Raw genomic sequence first — 22,795 nt, forward strand, 5'->3', positions numbered from 1 at the left:
ACACAAACAACAACATTTAAAATTGAAAAGACATGAGTAACGTATCATATTATACAGAAGAAGGACTAAAAAAATTAAAGGACGAGTTAAAGCAACTTAAAGATGTGGAGCGTCCTGCAGCATCGCAAGCAATAGCAGAGGCTCGTGATAAAGGTGATTTAAGTGAAAATGCAGAGTATGATGCTGCAAAGGAAGCGCAGGGAATGCTAGAAATGCGCATCTCTCAACTAGACGCTATAGTTAGTAATGCACGTATTATAGATGAAGAAACGCTAGATCTTTCTAAGGTTTTAATTCATAGTACGGTTAAAATTAAAAACTTAAATAATAAAATGACCATGAATTACAAGCTAGTCGCACAAAGTGAGGCAGACGTAACCAAAGGTCACATATCGGTAGAGTCTCCTATAGGTAAAGCACTATTAGGTAAAGAAGTGGGAGAAGTCGCTGAGGCTGTTGTACCAGTAGGCACGATTAAGTTAGAAATCATGGAAATTACAAGAGATTAACTATGAGCGTTTTCACAAAAATTATTACTGGAGAAATACCTAGCTATAAAGTCGCAGAGAATGAAGATTTTATCGCATTTCTAGATATAAATCCTAATGCGCCAGGACATACCTTATGTGTTCCAAAAAAAGAAGTGAATAAAATCTTTGATCTAGATAGCGAGACTTATTTTGATCTTATGGATTTTTCTAGAGAGGTAGCTCTTGCATTAAGAGAAGAGATTACTTGTGAGCGTATAGGTATGTCGGTAATAGGACTAGAAGTACCACATGTACATGTGCATTTAATACCATTACGTGATATGGAAGATATGCGTTTTAGTAACAAAGTGAGCTTAAGTAAAGAAGAAATGCAGGATATTGCAACTCGTATAAAAGCACGTTTTGATTCTTAAAATTGAAAAAAAATTGAAAACAAAAAACTCCAAGTGATTCACTTGGAGTTTTTTGTTTTAGATCATTTGTAGATTTAATTTAGTCCACGCTGTCTTATAAAAAAGTCCTTCATTAATTTTGCACAAGGTTCTTCTAGAATTCCAGATATTACTTTAGTCTTAGGGTGCAATTGTGTTCCCATAGTTTGGTAACCACGTTGTGCATCACTTGCTGCAAAAACTACAGTCCCTATTTGTGACCAGTATAAAGCACCGGCGCACATCTGGCAAGGTTCTAAGGTTACATAGAGCGTGCAATCTTTTAAATATTTACCACCTATAAAACTAGATGCCGCGGTTATGGCTTGTATCTCTGCATGAGCAGTCACGTCTGTTAGCGTTTCTGTGAGATTATGACCTTTGGCTATGATTCTATTTTGCGCTACAATAACAGCGCCTACAGGAATTTCATTACGATCAAAGGCAGCCTCAGCCTCCTGTAACGCTTTTCTCATGAAATACTCGTGATCGTATGGTTCTATCATAATCTAAAATCAAAATCAAAATCAAAATCAAAATCAAATTTAAAAATAATATTGTCAGTTTGAGTACCAATCAGAAACGATTACAAATTATCAATACTTTTATTGATTTCTATAATTTAGGCAGGGCTTTTGATGAGGTTAAAGAATATCAATTAATTCACTAACCATTATGAATTATTATTCTTTTAAAATCTCAGAGCCTTGTCATGAAGACTGGAATGAAATGTCGCCTGCTGCAAAAGGTAGATTTTGTTCTTCTTGCGCTACAACAGTCATTGATTTTACAAAAATGACACCGCAACAAATCCATGATTATATGGAATCGCAAAAAGGCAAACGTGTTTGCGGTAGATTGAAACAGCAGGAACAAGAAAAACTAATTGTTAAAATTCCAGTAACGGAATTGCAAAAACCTACTTCTCCTTACCGTGTATTTGCTTGTTCATTATTAATCATTATGGGAACTACTTTGTTGAGTTGTAATTCTAAAAATGGAAACAAACAAAAAATAGATGCTGTTGAGGTAGTGGATACTAATGCTGTAGAAAAATTAGATTCTTTGATTCAAGAAAATAATAAAGAGGTTGCTGTCTTAAAAGATTCTCTAGAAGAAGAGATTCCTGTTGTTATGGGAATGTTAGGGCCGCCACCATCACCACCTGAAGGTCCTATAGTGGCTGTAGGTAAAGTTGTTGAAGTTGTAGGTGATATCATCGAGAATAAAGAATATCATAATGAAGTTCCTTTTGCAATAGTGGATAAAGTTCCAAGATATAAAGACACACCAGAACATCTTTCTAAAGAGGAGTTTAAATCGTATTTTACAAAAAGGTTAACCCAAGAGATACGAAAGAATTTTAATACTAAAGTTATTGATTCGACATTAAAAGATCGCCATAAAATTGCAGTTCAGTTCAAAATAGACACTATAGGAACAGTGGTTGATATTAAAGTTAAGGCGAGATATAAAGAATTAGAAAAAGAAACAATTCGTGTATTGAATATGTTGCCACAATTTATACCAGGTGAACATAGAGATGAAAAAACTACTGTGATTTATTTATTACCTATCATTTTTGAGAATAAGTAGAACCGATCGAATAATTTCATTTAATTTTAAAATTAAATTGTTTCAATGATATCACTCTTTAGTAATTCTTTGTTTTTTGTAGTTGTATTTATGTTATGTGCCTGTTCTTCAGTAAGAACTAATGATTTTGATCAAAAAAATGATCTCAATACAATCGCAAAAATATTAGATAGTGTTGATCAGTCTCAAGGTTATAAGCAGAACGTATTCCCTGAATTAATTGCAGATATTCCTTTTCTTTTTGTAGACAAAACACCTCGATTTAATGATGTTCCAGAAAGTATTTCAGAAAGAAATAATAAAAAATATTTTCAAGAAAAAGTAAAGGAACATTTAAAGAGTAACTTTAATAAAGATGTTACTGATCGGGACTTATTAATTAGAGATAAGGTAAAAGCTCAATTTATAATAGATGAATCAGGGGAAATCACAGAGATTCTTATAGTTGCAGAGAATTTAGCATTAGAAAAAGAATTCATTCGTGTCTTAAATATGTTGCCTAGGTTTGTTCCTGGTAAGCATAATGGTTCTAAAGTTAGAGTTCTATATGCTGTAAGAGTTGATTTGTAATCAATAGAAAAAATGTTGAAGTAGAGTCATAGTTAATATTGTTTAAAATTATTGTTAGCTCAGTTGATTTTGTTTTTCAAAATTCATTTTCGAGTTCAGATTCAAGTTGATAGGTCTTACCTTTGAAACATGGCTCAAACACTACTTTCTAAGATTAATTCTCCTGCTCATTTAAAGGAACTTCCCGAAGAGGATCTGGCTAGAGTTGCGCAAGAATTAAGAGCTTTTATTATAGATATAGTGGCTGCTAAAGAAGGACATCTAGGTGCCAGTCTAGGTGTGGTAGAGCTAACTATTGCGTTGCACTATGTATTTAATACTCCAGACGATCAACTGGTTTGGGATGTTGGGCACCAGGCTTATGGACATAAGATTTTAACTGGCCGTAGAGACGTTTTTCATACCAATAGGGATTTGGGTGGTATATCTGGTTTTCCTAAAAGGTCAGAGAGCGTTTATGATACCTTTGGGACAGGACATAGTTCTACCTCTTTAAGTGCTGCTCTAGGAATGGCTATGGCTAGTGCTTTAAAGAAAGAAGATAGAAAACACATAGCAATAGTAGGTGATGCGAGTATTGCTAGCGGTATGGCTTTTGAAGCTTTAAACCATGCTGGCGTCAGTGGAGCAGATGTACTGGTGATTCTTAATGACAACGCGATAGGAATAGACCCTAGTGTAGGTGCGCTCAAAGAATACTTAACCAAAACAAAATCTGGTAAAGAAACAGGTAGTGATAATATCTTTGAATCGCTACACTTAGATTATTCTGGACCTATAGATGGACATGATTTACCGCTGTTAATTAAAGAACTAAAAAGACAAAAAGACTTAAAAGGACCTAGACTTTTACATGTGAGAACGGTAAAAGGTAAAGGACTTAAACAAGCCGAAATAGACCAAGTGCGTTACCACGCGCCAGGGAAGTTTGATAAAATTACAGGCGAAATTACACCTAGTGATACCAGTAAATTGCCTCCTAAATTTCAAGACGTCTTCGGACTTACCATAGTAGAGCTTGCAAAGCAAAATGATCGCATTGTAGGTATTACACCAGCGATGCCTACTGGTAGTTCTATGAAAATAATGATGGAAGAATTGCCAGATCGTGCCTTTGACGTAGGTATTGCAGAGCAGCATGCGGTAACGCTAGCCGCAGGAATGGTGACTCAAGGTTTAGTACCTTTTTGTAATGTGTATTCCACCTTTTTACAGCGCGCTTATGATCAGGTGATTCATGATGTAGCATTGCAAAAACTACCAGTGGTTTTCTGTCTAGATAGAGCAGGTATAGTAGGTAAAGATGGTGCGACACATCACGGCGTTTTTGACCTGGCCTATTTAAATTGTATACCAGACATGATTATCGCAGCACCTATGGACGCTGTAGAAATGAGAAATATGATGTACACCGCTTCTCAAGGACTGGAGTTGCCTATAGCCATTAGATACCCTCGTGGTCGTGGTAAAATTGTGGACTGGCAGCAGCCTTTTACACTTATGGAAATAGGTTCTTCTAGATTGCTCAGTGAAGGAAATAAAATAGCGGTAATAAGCATAGGACCTATAGGGACTATGATTCAAGAGGTAATAAAGGAAGAGCAATTAAATAGTACTCATTTAGATATTAGGTTTTTAAAACCTATAGATACTAGGGCTTTAGAATTGATTTTTAAAAATCACGATCACATTATTACCATTGAAGACGGTACAGTAGTCGGTGGATTAGGCAGTGTTGTTGGTGATCTCGCTTTCGCGAAAGCGTACCAAGGAAAAGTCCATAAACTAGGTATTCCAGATTCATTCATGGAACACGGCCCCACTGCCGATTTGCATAAAATTGCAGGAATCGATAAAGGGACCGTGTTGAAATTGATTAAAGACCTTCTTTAATTACTCAATTATTATTTTCTCTGATTGTGTGTAACCGTTAGAGCTAAGTTTTATCAAGTAAAAACCACTTTTTAAATCGAGTTGTATGGCAGCTTCTGTATTGCTTAGGTTGATTTTATTTGCAAATACTTGTTGTCCACTTAGGTTATAGACTTCCATATTAGTATTTAAAAGATCTTCGCTAGAAATGATGTGAATGTTACCATTAGACACGGTTGGGTAGATTTTAATACCTAAATCTGTTTTATCTACTCCGCTTATACTAAGTGTGTCAAATTTTCCAGTAAACATACCTCGTCCATGAGTAGTTGCTAGTATGGTGTTATCGCTAGTTCTTAAATCTAAGTCTACTACTTTTACGTTAGTCATACCATTTATAAGCGGTTGCCATGTTGGACTAGCGCTGTTAAAATCACTACTTGCATAGATTCCCATTTCAGTACCTATAATAACCTCTCCTGGTAATAAAGGATTAGGTAAAATAGTTTTTACTGGCATATCAGGTAGGTCACCTTCTTTGGCAGTCCAGGTTGCACCAGCATCATTTGTGTACCATATATTCTCAACTCCATAATTATGCATGGTTACATAGATCTCTGACTCTGTCGCACCGAATTCTATATCAGACACACTGCCTAAAAAATTGGGTCCAGTTATACTAGTCCATATAGGGTTAGTAGTATTTGCGCCTGTAACTTTTAATAATAATGAAAACTCTGTTCCTACCATTAAAGTAGAAGAACCTAATGTATAAGGAGAGATCTTCATAGCGGTAGGTCTATTACTAGAAATAAAACTATTAGTAATAGTCGTACATACAGATGTGTTGTTTAATAACTCGCAAGTATCGATACCGTTGGTTCCATTAAAGTTTCTTGAGTTAGAGAATAGGTAATTAAGATTACGATCTAACTCTGCTACATTAATAAAATCACCATCTGCATTTGCGCCACCATCCGCACAACTTGCTGTAGCAATACAGTAGGCAAAATTATAACTAGGATAACTGACTAGTCTATGGTTGTTAAATTGGGAGGTAATTACAGCATAGTTATCGTCACTATCTATTGCTACATGAGCACCATCGCCTCCTAGAGCTTCTATAAAATCATTTGTTCCTGCGGCCGCGTTATTTATAGCTAGTGTTCCATTGTCTTGTGCACCACCGACTAGATTATCTCCATTAGAAAAATCAGAATCTATACTACCGTAGTAAAACTGAGTCACGTTATAACCATTATTTCTAGTAGATATAGAGCCGTTATTGAAAGAAGCACTATTAAGACTGGATGCCCATGAGACACCGCCATCACTACCTATAAGTGCCTGGTTAGAATCTGTAGGGTGAAAACTCAATGTATGAATGTCTGCATGTACAAACGGTGCGTTAATAGATTGTAATCCATTTGCGTTGATCCATTTTGATATTTGAGACCAAGAAGTACCTCCATCTGTAGATCTAAAACTATCTATTCCTGCCGCATAAACGATTTGATCATTAGTGGGATCTACCTCTATAACAAGGTTATAAAAAGCCTGGCCTCTAGAAAAATCGTTAGCAGATATGGAGTTATCTGCATCGTTAGGTTCATTAATTGCCGTGGTAGTTAATAAACCGTCATTACTAACATATAGATCTACAGCACTGCCTTGCTGCAGGGCTACATAAAATAAGTTAGGATTAGTTTTTGAAGCTGCGATTTCCACACGGTTACCACTCCTAATAGTGCTTTGTACAGTCCAGTTGATTCCATCGGTAGATTTATAAAAACGACCGCCACCAGCATTTGTGCCAGGTACAGAGATGGTACCCATGTAAAGACTGTTATCTGCGCCTATTTCAAAGTCATTAGGAGCGACATAAAAAGTCTGCCCGCCAAACAAATATGACATTGAGGTATTTTCAATTCTCGACCAGTTTACACCACTGTCTATACTGCGATAAAGCCCAGCGTTTTGTGCTCCTAAAACATTTACAGGATTTGAAATATTGAAGTTAGGTGATACATAATTGGTAGATCCTACACCTACATATACTTCACTAATACCATTGTTGTTTCTAACGATTATATCGTTAATAAAGAATATACCAGCTGTAAATAAATCTGCTTGTCCACTACCTAAAGTTCCTTGTCCTGCAGGTGTGATGTTCACATTACTCCATGTGGCGCCACCATCAGTAGTTTTGTACAGTCCGTTACCTACTGCAGCACCTGCAGCATATTGCTCACCAGTACCTATATAAAATGTCATAGAATCGTTAGGATCTATAGCATGTGCGCTTACGTTTAAGTTGGCAGCTAGTCCAGGCATGATGCTCCATGTAGAGGTAGGTGAAGTAATGTCATCGTTAACCCATAAACCACCGCCTACACCACCGGCAAAAACACGATTGTAATCAATACCATCACCATTATTAACACCTACATCGTTAGGGTCATAAAAAACCACTCTAGTTCTACCGCCTATGTTAGATGGTCCTCTTTCTTCCCATGCTCTACCTGCAGATCCAGGTGCGCTTTTAGTAAAATTAGTTGAAATAGTCTCTACTTCATAAGGTGTAGGAATCCCTATAGTAGGATTCATACTTAATTCCCATTCACGCTCGTTATATGCATTAGGTGGTAGAGAAAGTGCTTTGCGCTCACTTCTAGAAAGTTTTATAGTCTCTTTATAAGGGCTGTTTTCTACATATTGTTGGTGTAGATCCCTCGCTTTTTGAATAGAATTGATAGCCTCTGTTTTATTAAAATAATAATAAGAGCTAGCAGCTATAAAACATAGAAGTATACTGGTGAAAAGTATTTTTTTATTCATGGTAAAGCAATTAAAGGTTTAAAGGTAAGGTATTTATAAGTGGCTGCTTCTAGATCTTACCATTGATAATGTTGAAAAGAGCAATAGATTTACTGTCCGTTAATGAAGCTACATAACCACATACATCTAAAATGCGTTCATAATCTGTAGTACCACTTAACCTTAATCCTTTGCAAGATTTTAAAATAAGTTTATCATAAGAGTCCTCCGCATTATTGAGGCTATTTATACTAGCATTTACTGCAGCATCTAGTATGTCTTGTAAAATTTTATAACCAGCGACTTCTTTTTGAATGACCTCTTCGTTGTTATAAACCTTATCAATAGTTATGGCTAGTATGTCGTCTATTTGTGCTTTGTATGTGGATTTATCAGTAAGTGCATGTGGAAAAGTACCATTAAGTATCGCTTCTTCATTTTCCATGAATATAGAAATGCAGTCTGTAATTAAGTTGTTAATCGCTAGAGATCTTAGATAAGACAGCCTTTCTGAAGTCGTAGAGAGCTGAGTGTAAATATCTGTTCTTATCGTATCTCTTACTAGTTTAATTAATTGCTCTAGAGCGTGGTCCTCACTTATCCAGCCTAGATTGATACCGTCTTCAAAATCGATTATCGTATAACAAATATCATCTGCTGCTTCTACCAGGTAGGTAAGTGGGTGGCGGTAATGAGACTCTTCACTATCGGTATTGTTAAGAAGACCTAGCTCGTTAACTACATCATTAAAATGATCTACATCTGCCTGAAAGATGCCGTATTTTTTCTGAGAAATATGCTTAGTAGGCCTGTGTGGCAAGGACTCTTTAGGATATTTTATAAAAGCACCTAAGGTTGCATATGATAATCTCAATCCGCCAGAAGTTCCAGGACTATCGAGATTTAATAAACGATATCCATTTGCATTTCCCTCGTAAGAAAGTAGGTCTTGTTGTTGCTTTCGCGAAAGCGTACTTATCATCTTTGCTCCTCGATCAGTTTTAAAATAACTGCCTATAGCCTTCTCACCACTATGTCCGAAAGGAGGATTCCCTATATCGTGAGCTAGAGCAGCAGCGGCTACTATAGCTCCAAAATCTTGCTGTTTATAACCAGAAGCTACGAGATCTTGATGTTTTTCTAGAATAAGTTTTCCTGCCATTCTACCCAGAGAGCGACCTACAACGCTTACTTCTAGACTGTGTGTGAGTCTAGTGTGTACAAAGCCTGTCTGACTCAATGGGATTACTTGGGTTTTATCCTGTAGTGACCTGAAATGTTGTGAGAATATCACACGGTCATAATCTACTTCAAAGCCTAGTCTTAACTCATCTTGTTTTGCTCGAGGTCTAGGATATGAATCGCCATATCTCTTTAATGATAATAATTGCTGCCAGTTCATTTAAAAGGAAATTTTGTGCAAGATAAGAATCATTTTAAGGTATGATTAGGTTACTTAAAATTTACTGTTTCTTAACAAAACAAATAAGCGACTTAATATTATAGTAACCTAGTCTAGGGTATTTAGTTTGTTCTTTTGCAAAATATAATTCACATATAATGAAGAAGTTATTTTTTATTTTTATTTTGTTCGTAACTGCCTTTGCCACAGCTCAAAGCGGTAAGGTTTCAGGGTTGATTACCGATAAGGATTTTGACAATGAATCGGTTGCTTTTGCGTCCATTCAACTTAAAGGGACTTCTTTAGGTGCACAGTCAGATATGGATGGAAATTATTCCATCGTAGCACCTGTAGGAACTTATACGCTAGTGGTGACATTTGTTGGAATGCAAACCGTAGAGATTACTGATGTAAAAATAGTAAATGGTTCTACCACGACAGTAAATGTACCCATGACTGCCGAGGCTGCAACATTAGGAACTATAGAAATAGTAGTTACTAAAAGTAGGGAAAGTCAAGAGGCTTTGATCCAAGAAAAAAAGAATGCTGTGACTATAGTGCAGTCTATAGGTGCCGAAGAGTTGTCTAAAAAAGGTGTGAGTGATGCCGAGGGCGCTGTTACTAAGGTAAGCGGTATATCTAAGCAAGCTGGTGTAAAAAATGTTTTTGTACGTGGATTAGGTGATCGTTATAATTCTACTACTCTTAATGGTTTACCATTACCGTCAGATGATCCTGAGTATAAAAATATATCTTTGGACTTTTTTGGTTCAGATCTTTTAGAAAGTGTAGATGTAAATAAGGTGTTTACATCTGGTATCACTGGAGATAACGCTGGAGCAAACATTAACATAGACCTTAAAGGATTAAAAGGAAGAAGTGCTCTTGAGGTAGGTCTTTCTTCTGGAGTGAATACTCAGACTATAGGAGAAGATTTTAAAGGAATAGATGGAGAGGGTTTCTTCGGTTTCAGTGATGCAGATTTACCTGTGAGCAACTTAAGATTATATTCTTTTGAGAACCAGCTAGCACCCAATGTTAGTTCTACGAGTCCGAATGTAGGTTTTTCTATCGCTGGTGGTAAAAGAATCGATATTGGCGATAATTACTTGAACGTGTATGGTTTACTTACATTTGATAATGGATATAAATTTGCTGAACGCCAGGTGCGAAACACTACTAGTAATGGTACTTTATATTTTGATGTAGAAGGAGAGAAGTATGATTATGAAACTTCTCAAATCGCAATGGCAGATCTTGATTACCGTTTTGGTAAAAACAACATAGAATTCATATCTAGTTATATTCACAAGAATTCACAAAGCTTTCAAGAGTATGAAGGTGTAAATAATCCAGAACAAGAAGGAGATAGGGTATTTGTAAGAAGACAACAAACTAATAATAATAACCTTTATGTAAATCAATTATTATCTCATTTTGAGCTTTCTGATAGAATAGATCTTGATGTAAAAGCTTCTTTTAATGCGATAAGAGGTAGCGAGCCAGATAGACGTAGCTTTGAGTACTTATTAAGAGATGGTTTTTATTCTCCAAACATCGATTCTGGTGGTAATAACCAAAGGTATTATAGTGAGGTGCAAGAAAACGATTACAACGGTATCGCAAACTTAAAATATAACTTTAATACTAGTGAAGAAGATGAAAGAGCTCATTATATCACATTAGGAGCTGAGTATAGAACAACGCATCACGTTTTTAAAGCGACTACTTTTAATCACACTTTTGATACAAGAATAGCTGTAGATATTAATGATACAGACGCTATTTATAATCAGCAATCTATTAACGCAGGAAACTTCAGACTAGAGACAGGACGTGGTAGTGCTCTTAATCCTAATGCATTTGATCCATTTTATTACATAGGTGATAAAACAACTATCGCAGGTCAAGTAAACTATGTAAAAGCATTTTCTGATAAATTTTTAATTAACGTAGGTGGTAGATTTGAAAATATAGATCAAGAAGTAGAATTTAGTACAAACATTGCACGTAGTTCTATAGACGGTGCTTCTACCATTAAAGAATCATTTTTCTTACCTAGTTTAGGTATGAAGTTTAATATTAATGAAGATAACATTATAAGATTAGGTGCAAGTCAGACTTATATGTTACCACGTTTTAAGGAAATTGCACCTTTTAGATACGACGGTGTACAGTTCTCTATACAAGGTAACCCTGATCTTGAGTTCTCTGATATTTATAACTTTGATCTGGCTTATGAATATTACCCTACAAAAGGAGAATTGATTTCTATTACTGGATTTTATAAAAGTATTTCAAATCCAGTAGCGAGAGTAGAAATTCCTAGTGCAGGTAGTACGCTTACTTACTTAAATGTAGGAGATAACGCAACGGTATTAGGAGCAGAATTTGAAATAAGAAAAAACCTATTTGTAAGAGAGATGGCTGATACAGGTTTAGAAATAGATCGTGAATCAAAACTAGCTGCTGGTTTTAACGCATCTTATATCTACAGTAAACAAGACCTAGAAGATCCACTAGCGCAATTTAGTGAAGACTCTACAGAGCTTCAAGGAGCTGCGCCTATTTTATTAAACTTTGATGTTAACTATAACACCTTTATAGGTAAGAGTAATGTGAATGCTGCGGTAGTATTTAACTACTTCAGTGAGCGTGTATTCTCTGTAGGAACACGTGGATTTGAAAACATAAAAGAAGTAGGTGTGCCTACTCTGGATCTAGTAGGTTCTGTAGGAGTAGGAGAAAATGGTAAGTTTTCTTTAAAGGCAAAAAACCTTCTTAACCCAGATATAAAGCTAGAAAGAGACGGATCTGCTAACAGCGTAGTGTTAAGTAATTATAAACGCGGTGTTGATATTAGTCTAGGATACAGCTATAAATTTTAAAGTTTCGTAAACTTTAGATAACCTTAATCGCCTTATTACAATGGTATGTTTGCAGCAACAAACGAATTCAAAAAATTTAAACTCAAAACGATGAAAAAATTAATTCTATCTGCTCTTGCAATTGCTGCTTTAACATTCACTGCATGTGAAACTGATGACGATGTGGCTGGACCAGCAACTGGTGGTGATGATGCTAACCTAATAGGTAACATTACAGAAAGTAGAACACTTGACTCAAATGTATCTTATGTACTTAGTGGTCCTGTTTTTGTAAAAGACGGTGCAACATTAACTATTCCTGCAGGAACAACTATTACAGCAAATGCTGGTGGTACTGATGTTTATCTTCTTGTAGAAAGAGGTGGTCGTATAGTAGCAGACGGTACTGCTTCAGCTCCTATTAGATTTACTTCTACTTCACAAACTCCTGCTGCTTGGGGTGGTGTAATCATTAACGGTAATGCATTTATATCTGGTCAGAACGCACAAGGACAGAATGAAGCTGGTACTGAAGTAAACGCTGGTATTCTTTTCGGTGGTGATAATGATACAGAAGATTCTGGTATCCTAGATTACGTAATCATTGAATATACTGGTGCTCGTATCGATGGTGATGCAGAGCATAATGGTCTTACTCTTAACGGTGTAGGCTCTGGAACAACTCTTTCTAACATCTGGATCGCAAATGGTGATGATGATGCTATCGAGTTTTTTGGTGGATCTGTGAACGCTTCTAACATATTTGTTTTAAATGCAAAAGATGACATGTTTGATGTAACACAAGGATATAGAGGTACACTTACTAATCTTTATGGTGTTCGCGAAGGAGATTATAACGCAGTAACCTCTGACCCACGTGGTATTGAGGCAGACGGTAACCTAGATGGTAATTCTCCATCAGATAATACTCAGTCAGATTTTACAGTTAACAATGTAACTATTATTAATGGTGGTAGTTCAACTGATTTTTCTGATTTAATCAAAGTACGTCGTGGAGCAACTGCTACTATTACAAATGCATTAGCTTCTACAGTAGGAACTGCGACTGCGTCTGATTTTATAGATCTAGAAGATACAAAAGGAGATGCTACAGCAGCAACTTCTATTGAAGCTACAGCTGGTGGTACTGCAGATGGTGCTGATATTAAAAATGCACCTGGAGCAACAGTAACTGTTACTACTGCAAATGCTGGTACTGACGCATCTTTATTTGCTTGGACTGGTTATATTTTCTAGAACATTAAATAATTAATTTTTAAAAAGGCTGCTCCATCGAGTAGCCTTTTTTGCGTTTATAAGATATTGCTAGTTTCGCTTTCGCGAAAGCGGTGTTGATAAACTAGGGGAATATTAATAACAGTAGCATAACATTTGAAATACTTATATAGCCGACTTTTGCAAATTGAATAAAACAACGTAATGTCTGATATTTATATATACATGCTTATTATCCTTGCTGGACTTTCTATTACCGACCTGGTAGTAGGAGTAAGCAACGATGCTGTTAATTTTTTAAATAGCGCCATAGGTTCTAAAGCGATTAACTTTAAAACTATCATGATTATCGCTAGTATAGGTATAGCCTTTGGGGCTATGTCTTCTAGTGGTATGATGGAGGTTGCTCGTAAAGGTATTTTTGTTCCTGGAGAATTCTTTTTTGATGAGGTCATGATCATTTTTATGGCCGTTATGATTACTGATATTTTACTTCTAGATTTCTTTAATAGTATAGGTTTACCTACGTCTACTACGGTTTCTATCGTATTTGAATTATTAGGTGCAGCCGTGTGTATGTCTGTAATAAAAATTAATGGAAACGATGCAGAATCACTTCTTAATCTAGGTAAATATATCGCTACGGATACTGCTATAGAGATTATATTAGGGATATTACTATCTGTAGTAGTGGCCTTTATTATAGGTGGTCTGGTACAGTTCTTTTCTAGATTGCTACTTACTTTTGATTATGAAGGAAGACCTCCTTTTCTGGCTGCACTTTTTGGTGGTGTGTCACTTACTAGCTTGTTTTACTTTATCATTTTTAAAGGACTTAAAGGAGCAGATCTAGGTGTGATAACTGAGTTTATAGGTAGTACAGATGTCTATACGTTTATAGGAGTAGCCTTTTTCTTTTGGACGGCATTTAGTTTTGTGTATGTATTCTTAATTAAATGGGACGTTTATAAACTGATTATAATCTTAGGAACGTTTGGTCTAGCCATGGCATTTGCAGGTAATGATTTAGTAAATTTTATAGGTGTACCTATAGGTGCATACCAAGCATGGGAATTTGCTGAGGGGACTGGTCTTAAAGCTAGTGAGATTAACATGAGCTTTTTAAGTGGTAGGTTGCCTTCTAATAAATTATTACTAGTAGCAGCTGGTTTGATAATGGTAGCAACGCTATGGTTTTCTTCAAAAGCGCAAGCTGTTGTAAAAACATCTGTAGATCTAGCTAGACAAGATTCTGGAACAGAGCGTTTTCAATCTAACTTTTTATCTAGAATTTTAGTAAGATACTCTATCGTTGCTGCAGACGGTGTTCAACGTATTTTACCAGATAAAGCTTCTAATTTTATATCTTCTAGATTTGAAAAACTACCTGTTCCTACGGTGGTGCCTAAACATGCAGATAAACCAGCATTTGATTATGTGCGAGCATCTGTAAATTTAATGGTAGCTAGTGTATTGATCTCTATTGCGACATCTTATAAATTACCACTTTCTACTACTTATGTAACTTTTATGGTAGCTATGGGAACCTCGCTAGCAGATAGAGCATGGGGTACAGAAAGTGCTGTGTATAGAATCGCTGGTGTACTTAATGTAATAGGTGGATGGTTTTTTACAGCCTTCAGTGCCTTTACTGCCGCTGCAGTATTTGCTTACCTTATTTATTTAGGTGGTATGTATGCAGTAGTTGCTCTAGTAACAATCGCAGTTTTATTAATCATACGCAGTTTTATAGGGCATAAAAAATCACAACAAGAACAAAAGGTAACAGACCAACTACAAAAAGCAGAAAGTAATACCATACAAGGTATTATTGATGAAAGCTCTGATAATGTTGCTACAGTGTTTAAACGTTCTAAGCGTATTTATAAAAACACGTTAGATGGACTTATAGCACAAGATCTTGCTATATTAAAGACCTCTAAAAAAGAAAGTAAGAAGTTAAGCGGTGAGATAGATGATCTACGTAATAACATCTTCTTCTTTATTAAGAATCTTGATGAGCACAACCTAGGTGCAAGTAAATTTTATATAGATGTTTTAGGTAATCTTCAAGACGTGTCTCAATCACTAGATTATATTTCTAAGGCGAGTAACACACACATAAGTAATAATCATAAGAGTCTTAAATTTAATCAGATAAAAGACTTAAAGGAAATCATATTGCGTATTCATGAAATATTTAATGATGCACAAGAGACATTTACTACAAAGGATTTCAGTAATCTAGGAGCTATTATCGTAGAACAAAGAGAGCTGATTACCTTAGTTGATGAAAAAATAAACAAGCAGGTGAAACGTACTAAGGATGACGAAGAATCACCTAAGAACACTACGCTTTATTTCAGTCTGTTGTTAGAAACTAGAGATCTAATGAATGAAACTATTCAAATAGCAGAGCAGTATTATCTAGAGTATGATGCTTCTAAATTTGAACCAGAAAATTAATAACACAATTTTATAAGCATAAAAAAACCGACTCTAATCAGTCGGTTTTTTTTTATGTCTTATAGGTACTTACTCCATTATCATAGAAGAGATAGATAGGTGTTCCGCTTTCGCGAAAGCGTAATTTAAAGCTATCTTATCCTTTATTCATATAGCTGATCACTTATAACTGTAGGGTTCAATGACGTGTTTAATAGCTTAATATAAATAGCTGGTTAATAGATTTAGCTGCAATTAAAGAGCATTAAAAAAGGTGCTTACCTTGCGGTAAACACCTTTTCATTTGTAAATTAATAAACTCTTACTGTTTCTTATTCTTCTTCGTCAGTTGTATTAGAAGACTCAGATTTGTTGATTTCAACAAGTTCAGGATTCTTGTATCTTAAAATTCTTAATTTTAATCTATGTACTAGGTACAATAAGATAGGAACAATAATTAAGGTTAAGAAGGTAGCAAATAATAATCCGAAGATTACGGTCCATGCTAGTGGTCCCCAGAAGATTACATTATCTCCACCCATGTAGATTTTTGCGTCTGCCTCACTGAAAAGACTGAAGAAATCTATATTAAAACCTATCGCTAGTGGTATAAGACCTAGTACGGTAGTAATCGCTGTAAGTAGTACGGGACGCAAACGTGCTTTACCAGCTTGTACGATCGCGTTATAAGAGTCTTCTTTGCTTATAAGGTGCTTATCGTCATCGATACCTAATTCTTCTCTTCTACGTAGTTTTAAGATATCTACATAATCGATAAGTACCACACTGTTATTTACTACAATACCTGCTAGAGATATTATACCCATCATAGTCATCATAATAACAAACGGCCATCCTGTAACCATAAGCCCTAAGAATACACCTATGAAACTAAGGAATATAGAAACCATGATAATAGTAGGTTTTGAAATACCACCGAATTGGAATATCAAAATAAAGAAGATCAATGCTAGACCTACCATAAGTGCAGTCATTAAGAATGCTTGCTGCTTATTTTGTTCTTCTAACTGTCCTGTGTAATCTATTTTAATAGTATCTGATAGACCTTCAAAATCTAACATCTCGTTTTGAATTTGAGCAACTGCAGCACCTGCATCACTGAATCCTGGTTTTAAAGCGCTGTAAACGGTAACAACTCGCTTGTTGTTTTTATGCTTAATAGCACTAAAACCAGATACATTTTCTTGAGTAGTAACAGCATTTACTGGTATTTCTAGAACCTGACCAGTCGCCATGTCTCTATAGGTAATGCGCTGATTAAATAGTGAACTGCGGTCATAACGATTCTCTTCATTAAAACGCACGTAGATGTCATAATCTTCACCGTCCTTTTTATAAACACCTGCTTTCTCTCCAAAAATAGATCTACGTAATTGCATACCTACCTGACTAGCACTTATACCTAATTCTCCTGCTTTTTCACGGTCTACTTTTACTTGTACTGCAGGTTTGCTTTTATTTACGTCTATCTTAAGTTCATCTACAGGAGCAATGTTTTTCTCATTTAAGAATTTTACCATACGCTCTGCAGTAACAATTAGTTCTTCATAATCATCACCTTGTAATTCTACGTTTATAGGATATCCTGCAGGTGGTCCTGCAGCATCTTTTTCTACACTTATAGCAATACCAGGGAATTTGCCTTGTATAGCTTCTTGTATTTTTTTACGTAAAATCTCACTGTCGGCACCATTACGGTACTTGTATTCTCGCATAGAGGCAGTGATTTTACCTTTGTTAGGCATCTCTGCGCTACTACCACCATCAGTTTGAGGGTTTCCGGCACCTTCACCTACTTGCGATACAGCACTTTCTACTAAGAAGTTCTCACCATCTGCTATATACATCTCTTCATTAATTACATCATAAACGATGTTCTCAATATCTTGAGTTGTTCTATTGGTTTTGGCAATAGATGTTCCTTGTGGGTACTCTATGTAAACCATAATCTGGTTAGGTTTGTTCTCAGGGAAGAACTCTACCTTAGTACGACCAGTACCTACAGACCAACCGAAATACATAAACAGTACTCCAAAAAACATAACTACCATTCCGGCAGTAAAGAAATAAGGTTTCTTACCTCTTAAAGCAAATTTTAAGAAACGTTCATATATATTATCTAACCATCTCAGTATTCTACGTTGAAAGAATAGGGTCGATTTTTTAATGAAATATTTATAGAGCCAAAGTAAAATAACAGTTACTACCATTACAGATCCTAGTCCTCTTATAGCACCACCAAAAAGTAAAATCAATAAGCCTGTTCCACCCATTACAGCTGTGATAAGTAACAGTTTTTTTACAGGTATGACCTTCTCGTCTATGCTCATGTATTTTGATACGAGCATAGAGTTAAATAAAATGGCAACTACTAATGAACTACCTAACACAACAGATAGCGTGATAGGGAAATACTTCATAAATTCTCCCATTACACCAGGCCATAAACCTATAGGTACAAATGCTGCTACAGTGGTAAGAGTAGAAATGATAATAGGTACGGCGATCTCACCGATACCTATTTTTGCCGCTTTAATGCGTGACATACCTTCTTCGTCCATTAAACGATAGACGTTTTCTACTACTACAATACCGTTATCTACCAGCATTCCTAATCCCATAATCATGGCAAAAAGAATCATCGTGTTTAATGTATAGCCTAATAAATTAAGGATTATAAAACTCATTAACATAGACATAGGGATAGCAAACCCAACAAAAAGAGCGTTTCTAAAACCTAAGAAAAACATCAATACCGTTACCACTAGAATCACACCAAAAATGATGTTATTTACTAGATCGTCTACTTTATTAAGAGTACGATTTGCACCATCGTTAGTGATAGTAATTTCTATGTTTTCAGGAATTCTTCCGTTCTCCTGAGATGCTTTTACTATCTCTCTAATACTTTCTGAAGCAGTAATCATGTTCTTACCAGATGACTTCTTAATGTCTATCATTACGACAGCATCTCCAGATTCTCTAGCATAGGTTGTTTTATCTTCTTCTTTAAAACTTACCTCAGCAATATCTTTAAGATATATAGGTCCGTTTTCATTTTTAACTACAAAACGTTCTAGTTGATTAGGTTGTGTGATTTCACCTAAGATTCTAATAGTACGTCGTTGATTTTCTGTTTTAATGTTACCGGCACTCATTGTAGCATTTCCACCACGTACTGCATTAATAACGTTATCAAAACTCACCTTTGCAGCGGTCATTTTATAAATGTCTACAGCTACTTCTACTTCTAGTTCTTGTGCACCTCTTATACTTGCTTCTTTAATTTCTTGTAGACTTTCTATTTCGTCTTCTAGATATTCAGCAAATACTTTAAGTTCTCTAACCGTATAATCACCACGCAGGTTAATATTCATGATAGGTACCTCTTCACTCATTTTGAGGTCAAAGACATTAGGTTCAATTTTAGCACCGTTAAAAGTAGGCCAGTCTTCATTAGACGTTTCTACATCTAACTCATCTTTAACCTTCTGTTTTGCCGCCTCTACAGTAATACTGCTACCTAATAGAGATCCTTCTTCAAATTCTACCGTTATAATAGAATAGTCTTCTTGAGATGTAGAAAGAACCTCTGCAACACCAGAGATGTTCTTTAATCTGTCTTCTAATGGATCTGTTATTAATCGTTCAATATCCTCGGCAGTGTTACCAGGGTAAACGCTAGAGATATAAATTTTTGTTTCTTTAACCTCTGGAAAATCCTCTCGAGGCATAGAGAAATAACCTTGAACTCCTAATACAAGTACAAGACCTATAAGAATCCATATGACCGTAGGGTTATTAATCGCCCATGAGGAAAATCCAAACTCTTTTTCACTTTTCTTTCCCATGACTTAGGCTTTTTTTATTCTAATTTGTTGGTCTTCTTTTACACTACGAGCACCTTCGATTATAATATTATCTCCTTTCTCAAGACCGCTTATAACCTCGATCATGTTTGCACTAGGTTTACCAGTAGTAATCACTCTTCTTTTTGCAACTGCAGTGCTGTAGTTGTCACCGTCTTTTAAGTCTGCAGCTATCATGATGTATTGGTCACCATTTTGATTCTCACTTATAACCGCAAGAGGTATTAAAATAGCACCTTCACTAGTGTAATCGTTAATCTTTAATCTAGCAGTAAGATTAGGTTTGATATTCCCTTCTTTATTGTCTACCGGAATTTCAATTTTGAAGGAACGGTTTGCAGGGTTGATGAAAGAACTCGTCTGACGTACTTTGCTTTTAACCGATTCACCTAGCATTGGGAATTCTACCATTACCTCAGTACCTTTTTGAATAGAAGAAATATAACTTTCTGGTACTTCGACATCGATATACATATCTTTAAGGTTAACAATTCTAATAAGTGGTGTCATACCTGGCGATACGGTGTTCCCTTGTTCTGTAATGACGTCATCAATAACACCAGAAAACGGTGCTGTAACAATAGTTTTAGCCAGTTGTTGTTGCATAGATCTTATGGCACTTTGTTGAGATTCATATCCAGCCTTTGCTTGTAAGTATTGAATTTCAGAACCTATTTTTTGATTCCAAAGTCTTTCCTGACGCTCATAAGTAGTTTTAGCAAGTTGCGCTTGTACTTTCATCTGCTCGATGTTTTGAGCGATACCACCGTCGTCTATTCTAGCCAGACGCTGCCCTTTAGAAACGCGCTGCCCTTCTCTAACATAAACGTTAGTTAAGACACCGCCCATTTCTGGCATTAAAGTGATGTTTTGCTTAGTGTCTACATTACCTTGCAATTCTATGTAGTGATTGTACAAGGTGTCTTTAACAGTCTCTATACTAACTAGAGCACCATCTTTCTTAACCGTGTTTTTATCTAGATATTTTTCTATCGCTTTTATCTCTGTCTCTAGTTCTTTCTTTTCATTAAGTAACTCAGTTTTCTTTTGAGAAATTACCTTAGTATCTCCAGTAGCGATTAACTCGTCTATGGTTGGTTCTTTATCACCACATGAGGTGAGAATAAAAAGGCCTATAAATAGTATGCTTAATTTTTTCATGATATATAATTCTGTGGTGGTTTTATTTTTGTGTAGTAAATTCTGGTGTGTTGAGAATAGTCTCAAGATTTGCTTTTTCATTAATGACATCATACATACTTTGTAAGTAAGTAGACTGTGTACTATAAAGTTGAGTTTGCGCCTGTCTTAGATCAAAACTAGTTGCAAGACCTTCTCTAAATTTAATTTGGTTCTTATTCTCTATGCGCTCAGCCAGTCTTAAATTTTCTCTACTCGTACTATAATTATCTATTGCAATTTGATAATTGTTAAGAGAGGTTTGATAATTTAATCTTATTTCTTCTTTAGTGCGGTCTAGGTCTGTAATAGATTGATCCCATGCTATTTTTGCACGATCTGTTCTAGCCTGTCTACCTAAAGAGCTGAAAATAGGAACTGATAAACTAACACCAGCTATAGACTGTCCGTACCACTTATTATCACTATCGAAAAAGGTAAAATCATCATTAAAAGAATTTACCCCATAATTAAGAAATCCTGATAAGGTAGGAAGTGCTTTTGCTCTTTCTAATTTGTATTCTAGACGTCTTTGTTCTGTAAAATTAGATGCGATATTATAATCTGCATTTTTTTCTAATTCTAGAGAAGTACTCGTCATACTTGGGTCCATGTTTTTTAAGGCTAGAGATGCAAGATCTTCTTCTAGACTAACAGATTTTTGTAGATCGATACCTAAAGCTAGTTTTAACATGTCTGTAGCAATATCTTCCTGACGTCTCGCACTGTTCAATTGGTTTTCTAGTTGTGACTTTGTAATTTTTAATTGCTCTACATCTTCCTCTTCGGCAAGACCATTCTCATAGATTTTTGTAGTTTCATTTAAATTTTTAGTCAGTGTCTCAAGGTTGCGCTCGATAATAGATATGTTTTCCTGAGTAAGAAGCACGCCTCCATAAGCATTTATAATCCCTTTTCTTACTTCCAGTTTTGTCTTGTTATTAGCATTTTTTGAAAAGTCTAAGAAAGTTTTTGATGCCTCTAGTGCTACTATATAAGAACCGTCAAAGATGAGTTGTCTTAAAGTAGCCGTTAAGGTCGCACTTTGCTTAGGTGAGAAGGTTACTGGAATAAAAGTCCCTGGTGTGCCTCCTACTATCTCTGCAGGTAATGGTGTAATAGGTTGTTTTATCTGGTAACTATAGTCTGCACTACCATCTATTTGTGGTAATCCTGTAGCAGTGGTTTCCCATTTTTGCTTCAGTGCTTTTGCTATATCTCTTTTTGCGTTTATGGCTTGGTAATTATTCTCTAGGCCATAGTTTACAGCCTCTTCTAGTGTAAAGCTGTAAGAATCTTGATTTGCGGTTTGTTGTGAGTACGCTTTCGCGAAAGCGAGAACACAAAAAAACCAAATGTATAATGATTTGTAATTCATTTAATCGTGGTTTGTATTGGTTATTTTATTTAAAATTTTACGTCCCAAAGGAGTTACTATTCCTCTAAGATGGTATTCTAAGTACTGGTCGTGTAATGCAGCAGTAGGGTGTTTACTAGGTGGGAAGATGTTTAAATTTTTGATCCCTTGAATACCTATATAGTAGATGCGGGCAATAAAATCTGCATCTATATTATCTCGATATAATCCTTTTTCTATACCTCTAGTAACATTCTTTTTGATACAGTTTTCCATGTGGTCAAATTGTACCTCGGTAATTTTTTTATGAACCTCTGGATAGTATTTGTGCAGTTGATAGATAGGAGAACTTTCATCACCCTTTAAATGTTCCATGACATAACGTTTAACGGTATACAGTTCTTCAATAGCATTTTCTGTCTCGCCTTCTATAATATGATCCACACCACTGCATATATGATTGCACAAGTGTATAGAAGACTCTTCTACCAGCTGCCCTTTATTTTTAAAATGCGCATACAGGGTTTTCTTACTCATCCCTAATCTAGATGCGATCTCATCCATAGTCACACTTTTAAAGCCCAAGGTCAGGAATAGATCCAGAGAGGTTTCTAATATGTTTATTTTTGCTTCGCTCATTTA

At 35.7% G+C, this 22,795-nt stretch carries 15 protein-coding genes; 8 read left to right on the forward strand and 7 right to left on the reverse strand.

Annotated features, from left to right (window positions below):
- Nucleotides 1–32: 32 nt before the first annotated feature.
- Both greA and ABJF08_RS02090 read left to right on the forward strand, forming a co-directional pair.
- Nucleotides 33–509 (forward strand): transcription elongation factor GreA, encoded by a 477-nt coding sequence (gene greA / locus ABJF08_RS02085; RefSeq protein ID WP_348114386.1) that lies wholly within the window; start codon nucleotides 33–35, stop codon nucleotides 507–509.
- A gap of 2 nt (nucleotides 510–511) precedes the next feature.
- Nucleotides 512–904, forward strand: a complete 393-nt coding sequence (locus tag ABJF08_RS02090; protein ID WP_348114387.1) for an HIT family protein — start codon at nucleotides 512–514, stop codon at nucleotides 902–904.
- A 74-nt stretch (nucleotides 905–978) separates the two neighbouring features.
- On the opposite strand, the gene ABJF08_RS02095 is transcribed toward ABJF08_RS02090, so the two are convergent.
- Nucleotides 979–1,428, reverse strand: a complete 450-nt coding sequence (locus ABJF08_RS02095; RefSeq protein ID WP_348114388.1) for a nucleoside deaminase — start codon at nucleotides 1,426–1,428, stop codon at nucleotides 979–981.
- Between the two features lie 169 nt (nucleotides 1,429–1,597).
- Here ABJF08_RS02095 and ABJF08_RS02100 point away from each other — a divergent pair, with 169 nt between their 5' ends.
- From ABJF08_RS02100 to ABJF08_RS02110, 3 genes are all read left to right on the forward strand, one after another.
- A complete protein-coding gene (locus tag ABJF08_RS02100) occupies nucleotides 1,598–2,518 on the forward strand; it encodes a hypothetical protein (RefSeq protein WP_348114389.1) in 921 nt (306 codons plus the stop codon).
- A 45-nt stretch (nucleotides 2,519–2,563) separates the two neighbouring features.
- Nucleotides 2,564–3,088 (forward strand): hypothetical protein, encoded by a 525-nt coding sequence (locus ABJF08_RS02105; protein ID WP_348114390.1) that lies wholly within the window; start codon nucleotides 2,564–2,566, stop codon nucleotides 3,086–3,088.
- A gap of 129 nt (nucleotides 3,089–3,217) precedes the next feature.
- A complete protein-coding gene (locus ABJF08_RS02110; RefSeq protein ID WP_348114391.1) occupies nucleotides 3,218–4,981 on the forward strand; it encodes a 1-deoxy-D-xylulose-5-phosphate synthase in 1,764 nt (587 codons plus the stop codon).
- On the opposite strand, the gene ABJF08_RS02115 is transcribed toward ABJF08_RS02110, so the two are convergent.
- Together ABJF08_RS02115 and dgt are read right to left on the reverse strand one after the other, a co-directional pair.
- The gene (locus ABJF08_RS02115) at nucleotides 4,982–7,798 is read right to left on the reverse strand and encodes a T9SS type A sorting domain-containing protein (protein WP_348114392.1); all 2,817 of its coding nucleotides are present in this window, start codon (nucleotides 7,796–7,798) and stop codon (nucleotides 4,982–4,984) included.
- A 49-nt stretch (nucleotides 7,799–7,847) separates the two neighbouring features.
- The gene (gene dgt / locus ABJF08_RS02120; RefSeq protein ID WP_348114393.1) at nucleotides 7,848–9,179 is read right to left on the reverse strand and encodes a dGTP triphosphohydrolase; all 1,332 of its coding nucleotides are present in this window, start codon (nucleotides 9,177–9,179) and stop codon (nucleotides 7,848–7,850) included.
- Nucleotides 9,180–9,337: 158 nt separating this feature from the next.
- Here dgt and ABJF08_RS02125 point away from each other — a divergent pair, with 158 nt between their 5' ends.
- The 3 genes from ABJF08_RS02125 to ABJF08_RS02135 all read left to right on the forward strand — a co-directional run bounded on the left by ABJF08_RS02125 (nucleotide 9,338) and on the right by ABJF08_RS02135 (nucleotide 15,748).
- Entirely contained in the window at nucleotides 9,338–12,067 is a 2,730-nt protein-coding gene (locus tag ABJF08_RS02125; RefSeq protein WP_348114394.1) for a TonB-dependent receptor, read from the forward strand.
- A 90-nt stretch (nucleotides 12,068–12,157) separates the two neighbouring features.
- Nucleotides 12,158–13,303, forward strand: coding sequence for a hypothetical protein (locus tag ABJF08_RS02130; RefSeq protein ID WP_348114395.1), 1,146 nt, complete (start codon nucleotides 12,158–12,160; stop codon nucleotides 13,301–13,303).
- Nucleotides 13,304–13,486: 183 nt separating this feature from the next.
- Nucleotides 13,487–15,748 (forward strand): inorganic phosphate transporter, encoded by a 2,262-nt coding sequence (locus ABJF08_RS02135; protein WP_348114396.1) that lies wholly within the window; start codon nucleotides 13,487–13,489, stop codon nucleotides 15,746–15,748.
- Nucleotides 15,749–16,059: 311 nt separating this feature from the next.
- Here the strand turns inward: ABJF08_RS02135 and ABJF08_RS02140 are convergent, their stop codons facing one another.
- From ABJF08_RS02140 to ABJF08_RS02155, 4 genes are read right to left on the reverse strand one after another with little or no spacing between them, the layout of a single operon-like run.
- Entirely contained in the window at nucleotides 16,060–19,599 is a 3,540-nt protein-coding gene (locus ABJF08_RS02140; protein WP_348114397.1) for an efflux RND transporter permease subunit, read from the reverse strand.
- A 3-nt stretch (nucleotides 19,600–19,602) separates the two neighbouring features.
- Nucleotides 19,603–20,778: an efflux RND transporter periplasmic adaptor subunit gene (locus ABJF08_RS02145; RefSeq protein WP_348114398.1), complete on the reverse strand. Its 1,176-nt coding sequence runs from the start codon at nucleotides 20,776–20,778 to the stop codon at nucleotides 19,603–19,605.
- A 22-nt stretch (nucleotides 20,779–20,800) separates the two neighbouring features.
- Complete coding sequence (locus ABJF08_RS02150; protein ID WP_348114399.1) at nucleotides 20,801–22,174, reverse strand: TolC family protein; 1,374 nt, start codon at nucleotides 22,172–22,174, stop codon at nucleotides 20,801–20,803.
- Entirely contained in the window at nucleotides 22,175–22,792 is a 618-nt protein-coding gene (locus ABJF08_RS02155) for a TetR/AcrR family transcriptional regulator (protein WP_348114400.1), read from the reverse strand.
- Nucleotides 22,793–22,795 lie beyond the last annotated feature (3 nt).

The sequence above is a fragment of the Nonlabens sp. genome (assembly GCF_039941875.1).
Lineage (GTDB): Bacteria > Bacteroidota > Bacteroidia > Flavobacteriales > Flavobacteriaceae > Nonlabens.

What these genes read in the sequence shown, in the direction of transcription:
- ABJF08_RS02155 (WP_348114400.1), bottom strand. Translation starts at nt 22,792, where the DNA reads ATGAGCGAAGCAAAAATAAACATATTAGAAACCTCTCTGGATCTATTC.
- ABJF08_RS02130 (WP_348114395.1), top strand. Translation starts at nt 12,158, where the DNA reads ATGAAAAAATTAATTCTATCTGCTCTTGCAATTGCTGCTTTAACATTC.
- ABJF08_RS02095 (WP_348114388.1), bottom strand. Translation starts at nt 1,428, where the DNA reads ATGATAGAACCATACGATCACGAGTATTTCATGAGAAAAGCGTTACAG.
- ABJF08_RS02145 (WP_348114398.1), bottom strand. Translation starts at nt 20,778, where the DNA reads ATGAAAAAATTAAGCATACTATTTATAGGCCTTTTTATTCTCACCTCA.
- dgt (WP_348114393.1), bottom strand. Translation starts at nt 9,179, where the DNA reads ATGAACTGGCAGCAATTATTATCATTAAAGAGATATGGCGATTCATAT.
- ABJF08_RS02150 (WP_348114399.1), bottom strand. Translation starts at nt 22,174, where the DNA reads ATGAATTACAAATCATTATACATTTGGTTTTTTTGTGTTCTCGCTTTC.
- ABJF08_RS02135 (WP_348114396.1), top strand. Translation starts at nt 13,487, where the DNA reads ATGTCTGATATTTATATATACATGCTTATTATCCTTGCTGGACTTTCT.
- ABJF08_RS02100 (WP_348114389.1), top strand. Translation starts at nt 1,598, where the DNA reads ATGAATTATTATTCTTTTAAAATCTCAGAGCCTTGTCATGAAGACTGG.
- greA (WP_348114386.1), top strand. Translation starts at nt 33, where the DNA reads ATGAGTAACGTATCATATTATACAGAAGAAGGACTAAAAAAATTAAAG.
- ABJF08_RS02140 (WP_348114397.1), bottom strand. Translation starts at nt 19,599, where the DNA reads ATGGGAAAGAAAAGTGAAAAAGAGTTTGGATTTTCCTCATGGGCGATT.
- ABJF08_RS02110 (WP_348114391.1), top strand. Translation starts at nt 3,218, where the DNA reads ATGGCTCAAACACTACTTTCTAAGATTAATTCTCCTGCTCATTTAAAG.
- ABJF08_RS02115 (WP_348114392.1), bottom strand. Translation starts at nt 7,798, where the DNA reads ATGAATAAAAAAATACTTTTCACCAGTATACTTCTATGTTTTATAGCT.
- ABJF08_RS02090 (WP_348114387.1), top strand. Translation starts at nt 512, where the DNA reads ATGAGCGTTTTCACAAAAATTATTACTGGAGAAATACCTAGCTATAAA.
- ABJF08_RS02125 (WP_348114394.1), top strand. Translation starts at nt 9,338, where the DNA reads ATGAAGAAGTTATTTTTTATTTTTATTTTGTTCGTAACTGCCTTTGCC.
- ABJF08_RS02105 (WP_348114390.1), top strand. Translation starts at nt 2,564, where the DNA reads ATGATATCACTCTTTAGTAATTCTTTGTTTTTTGTAGTTGTATTTATG.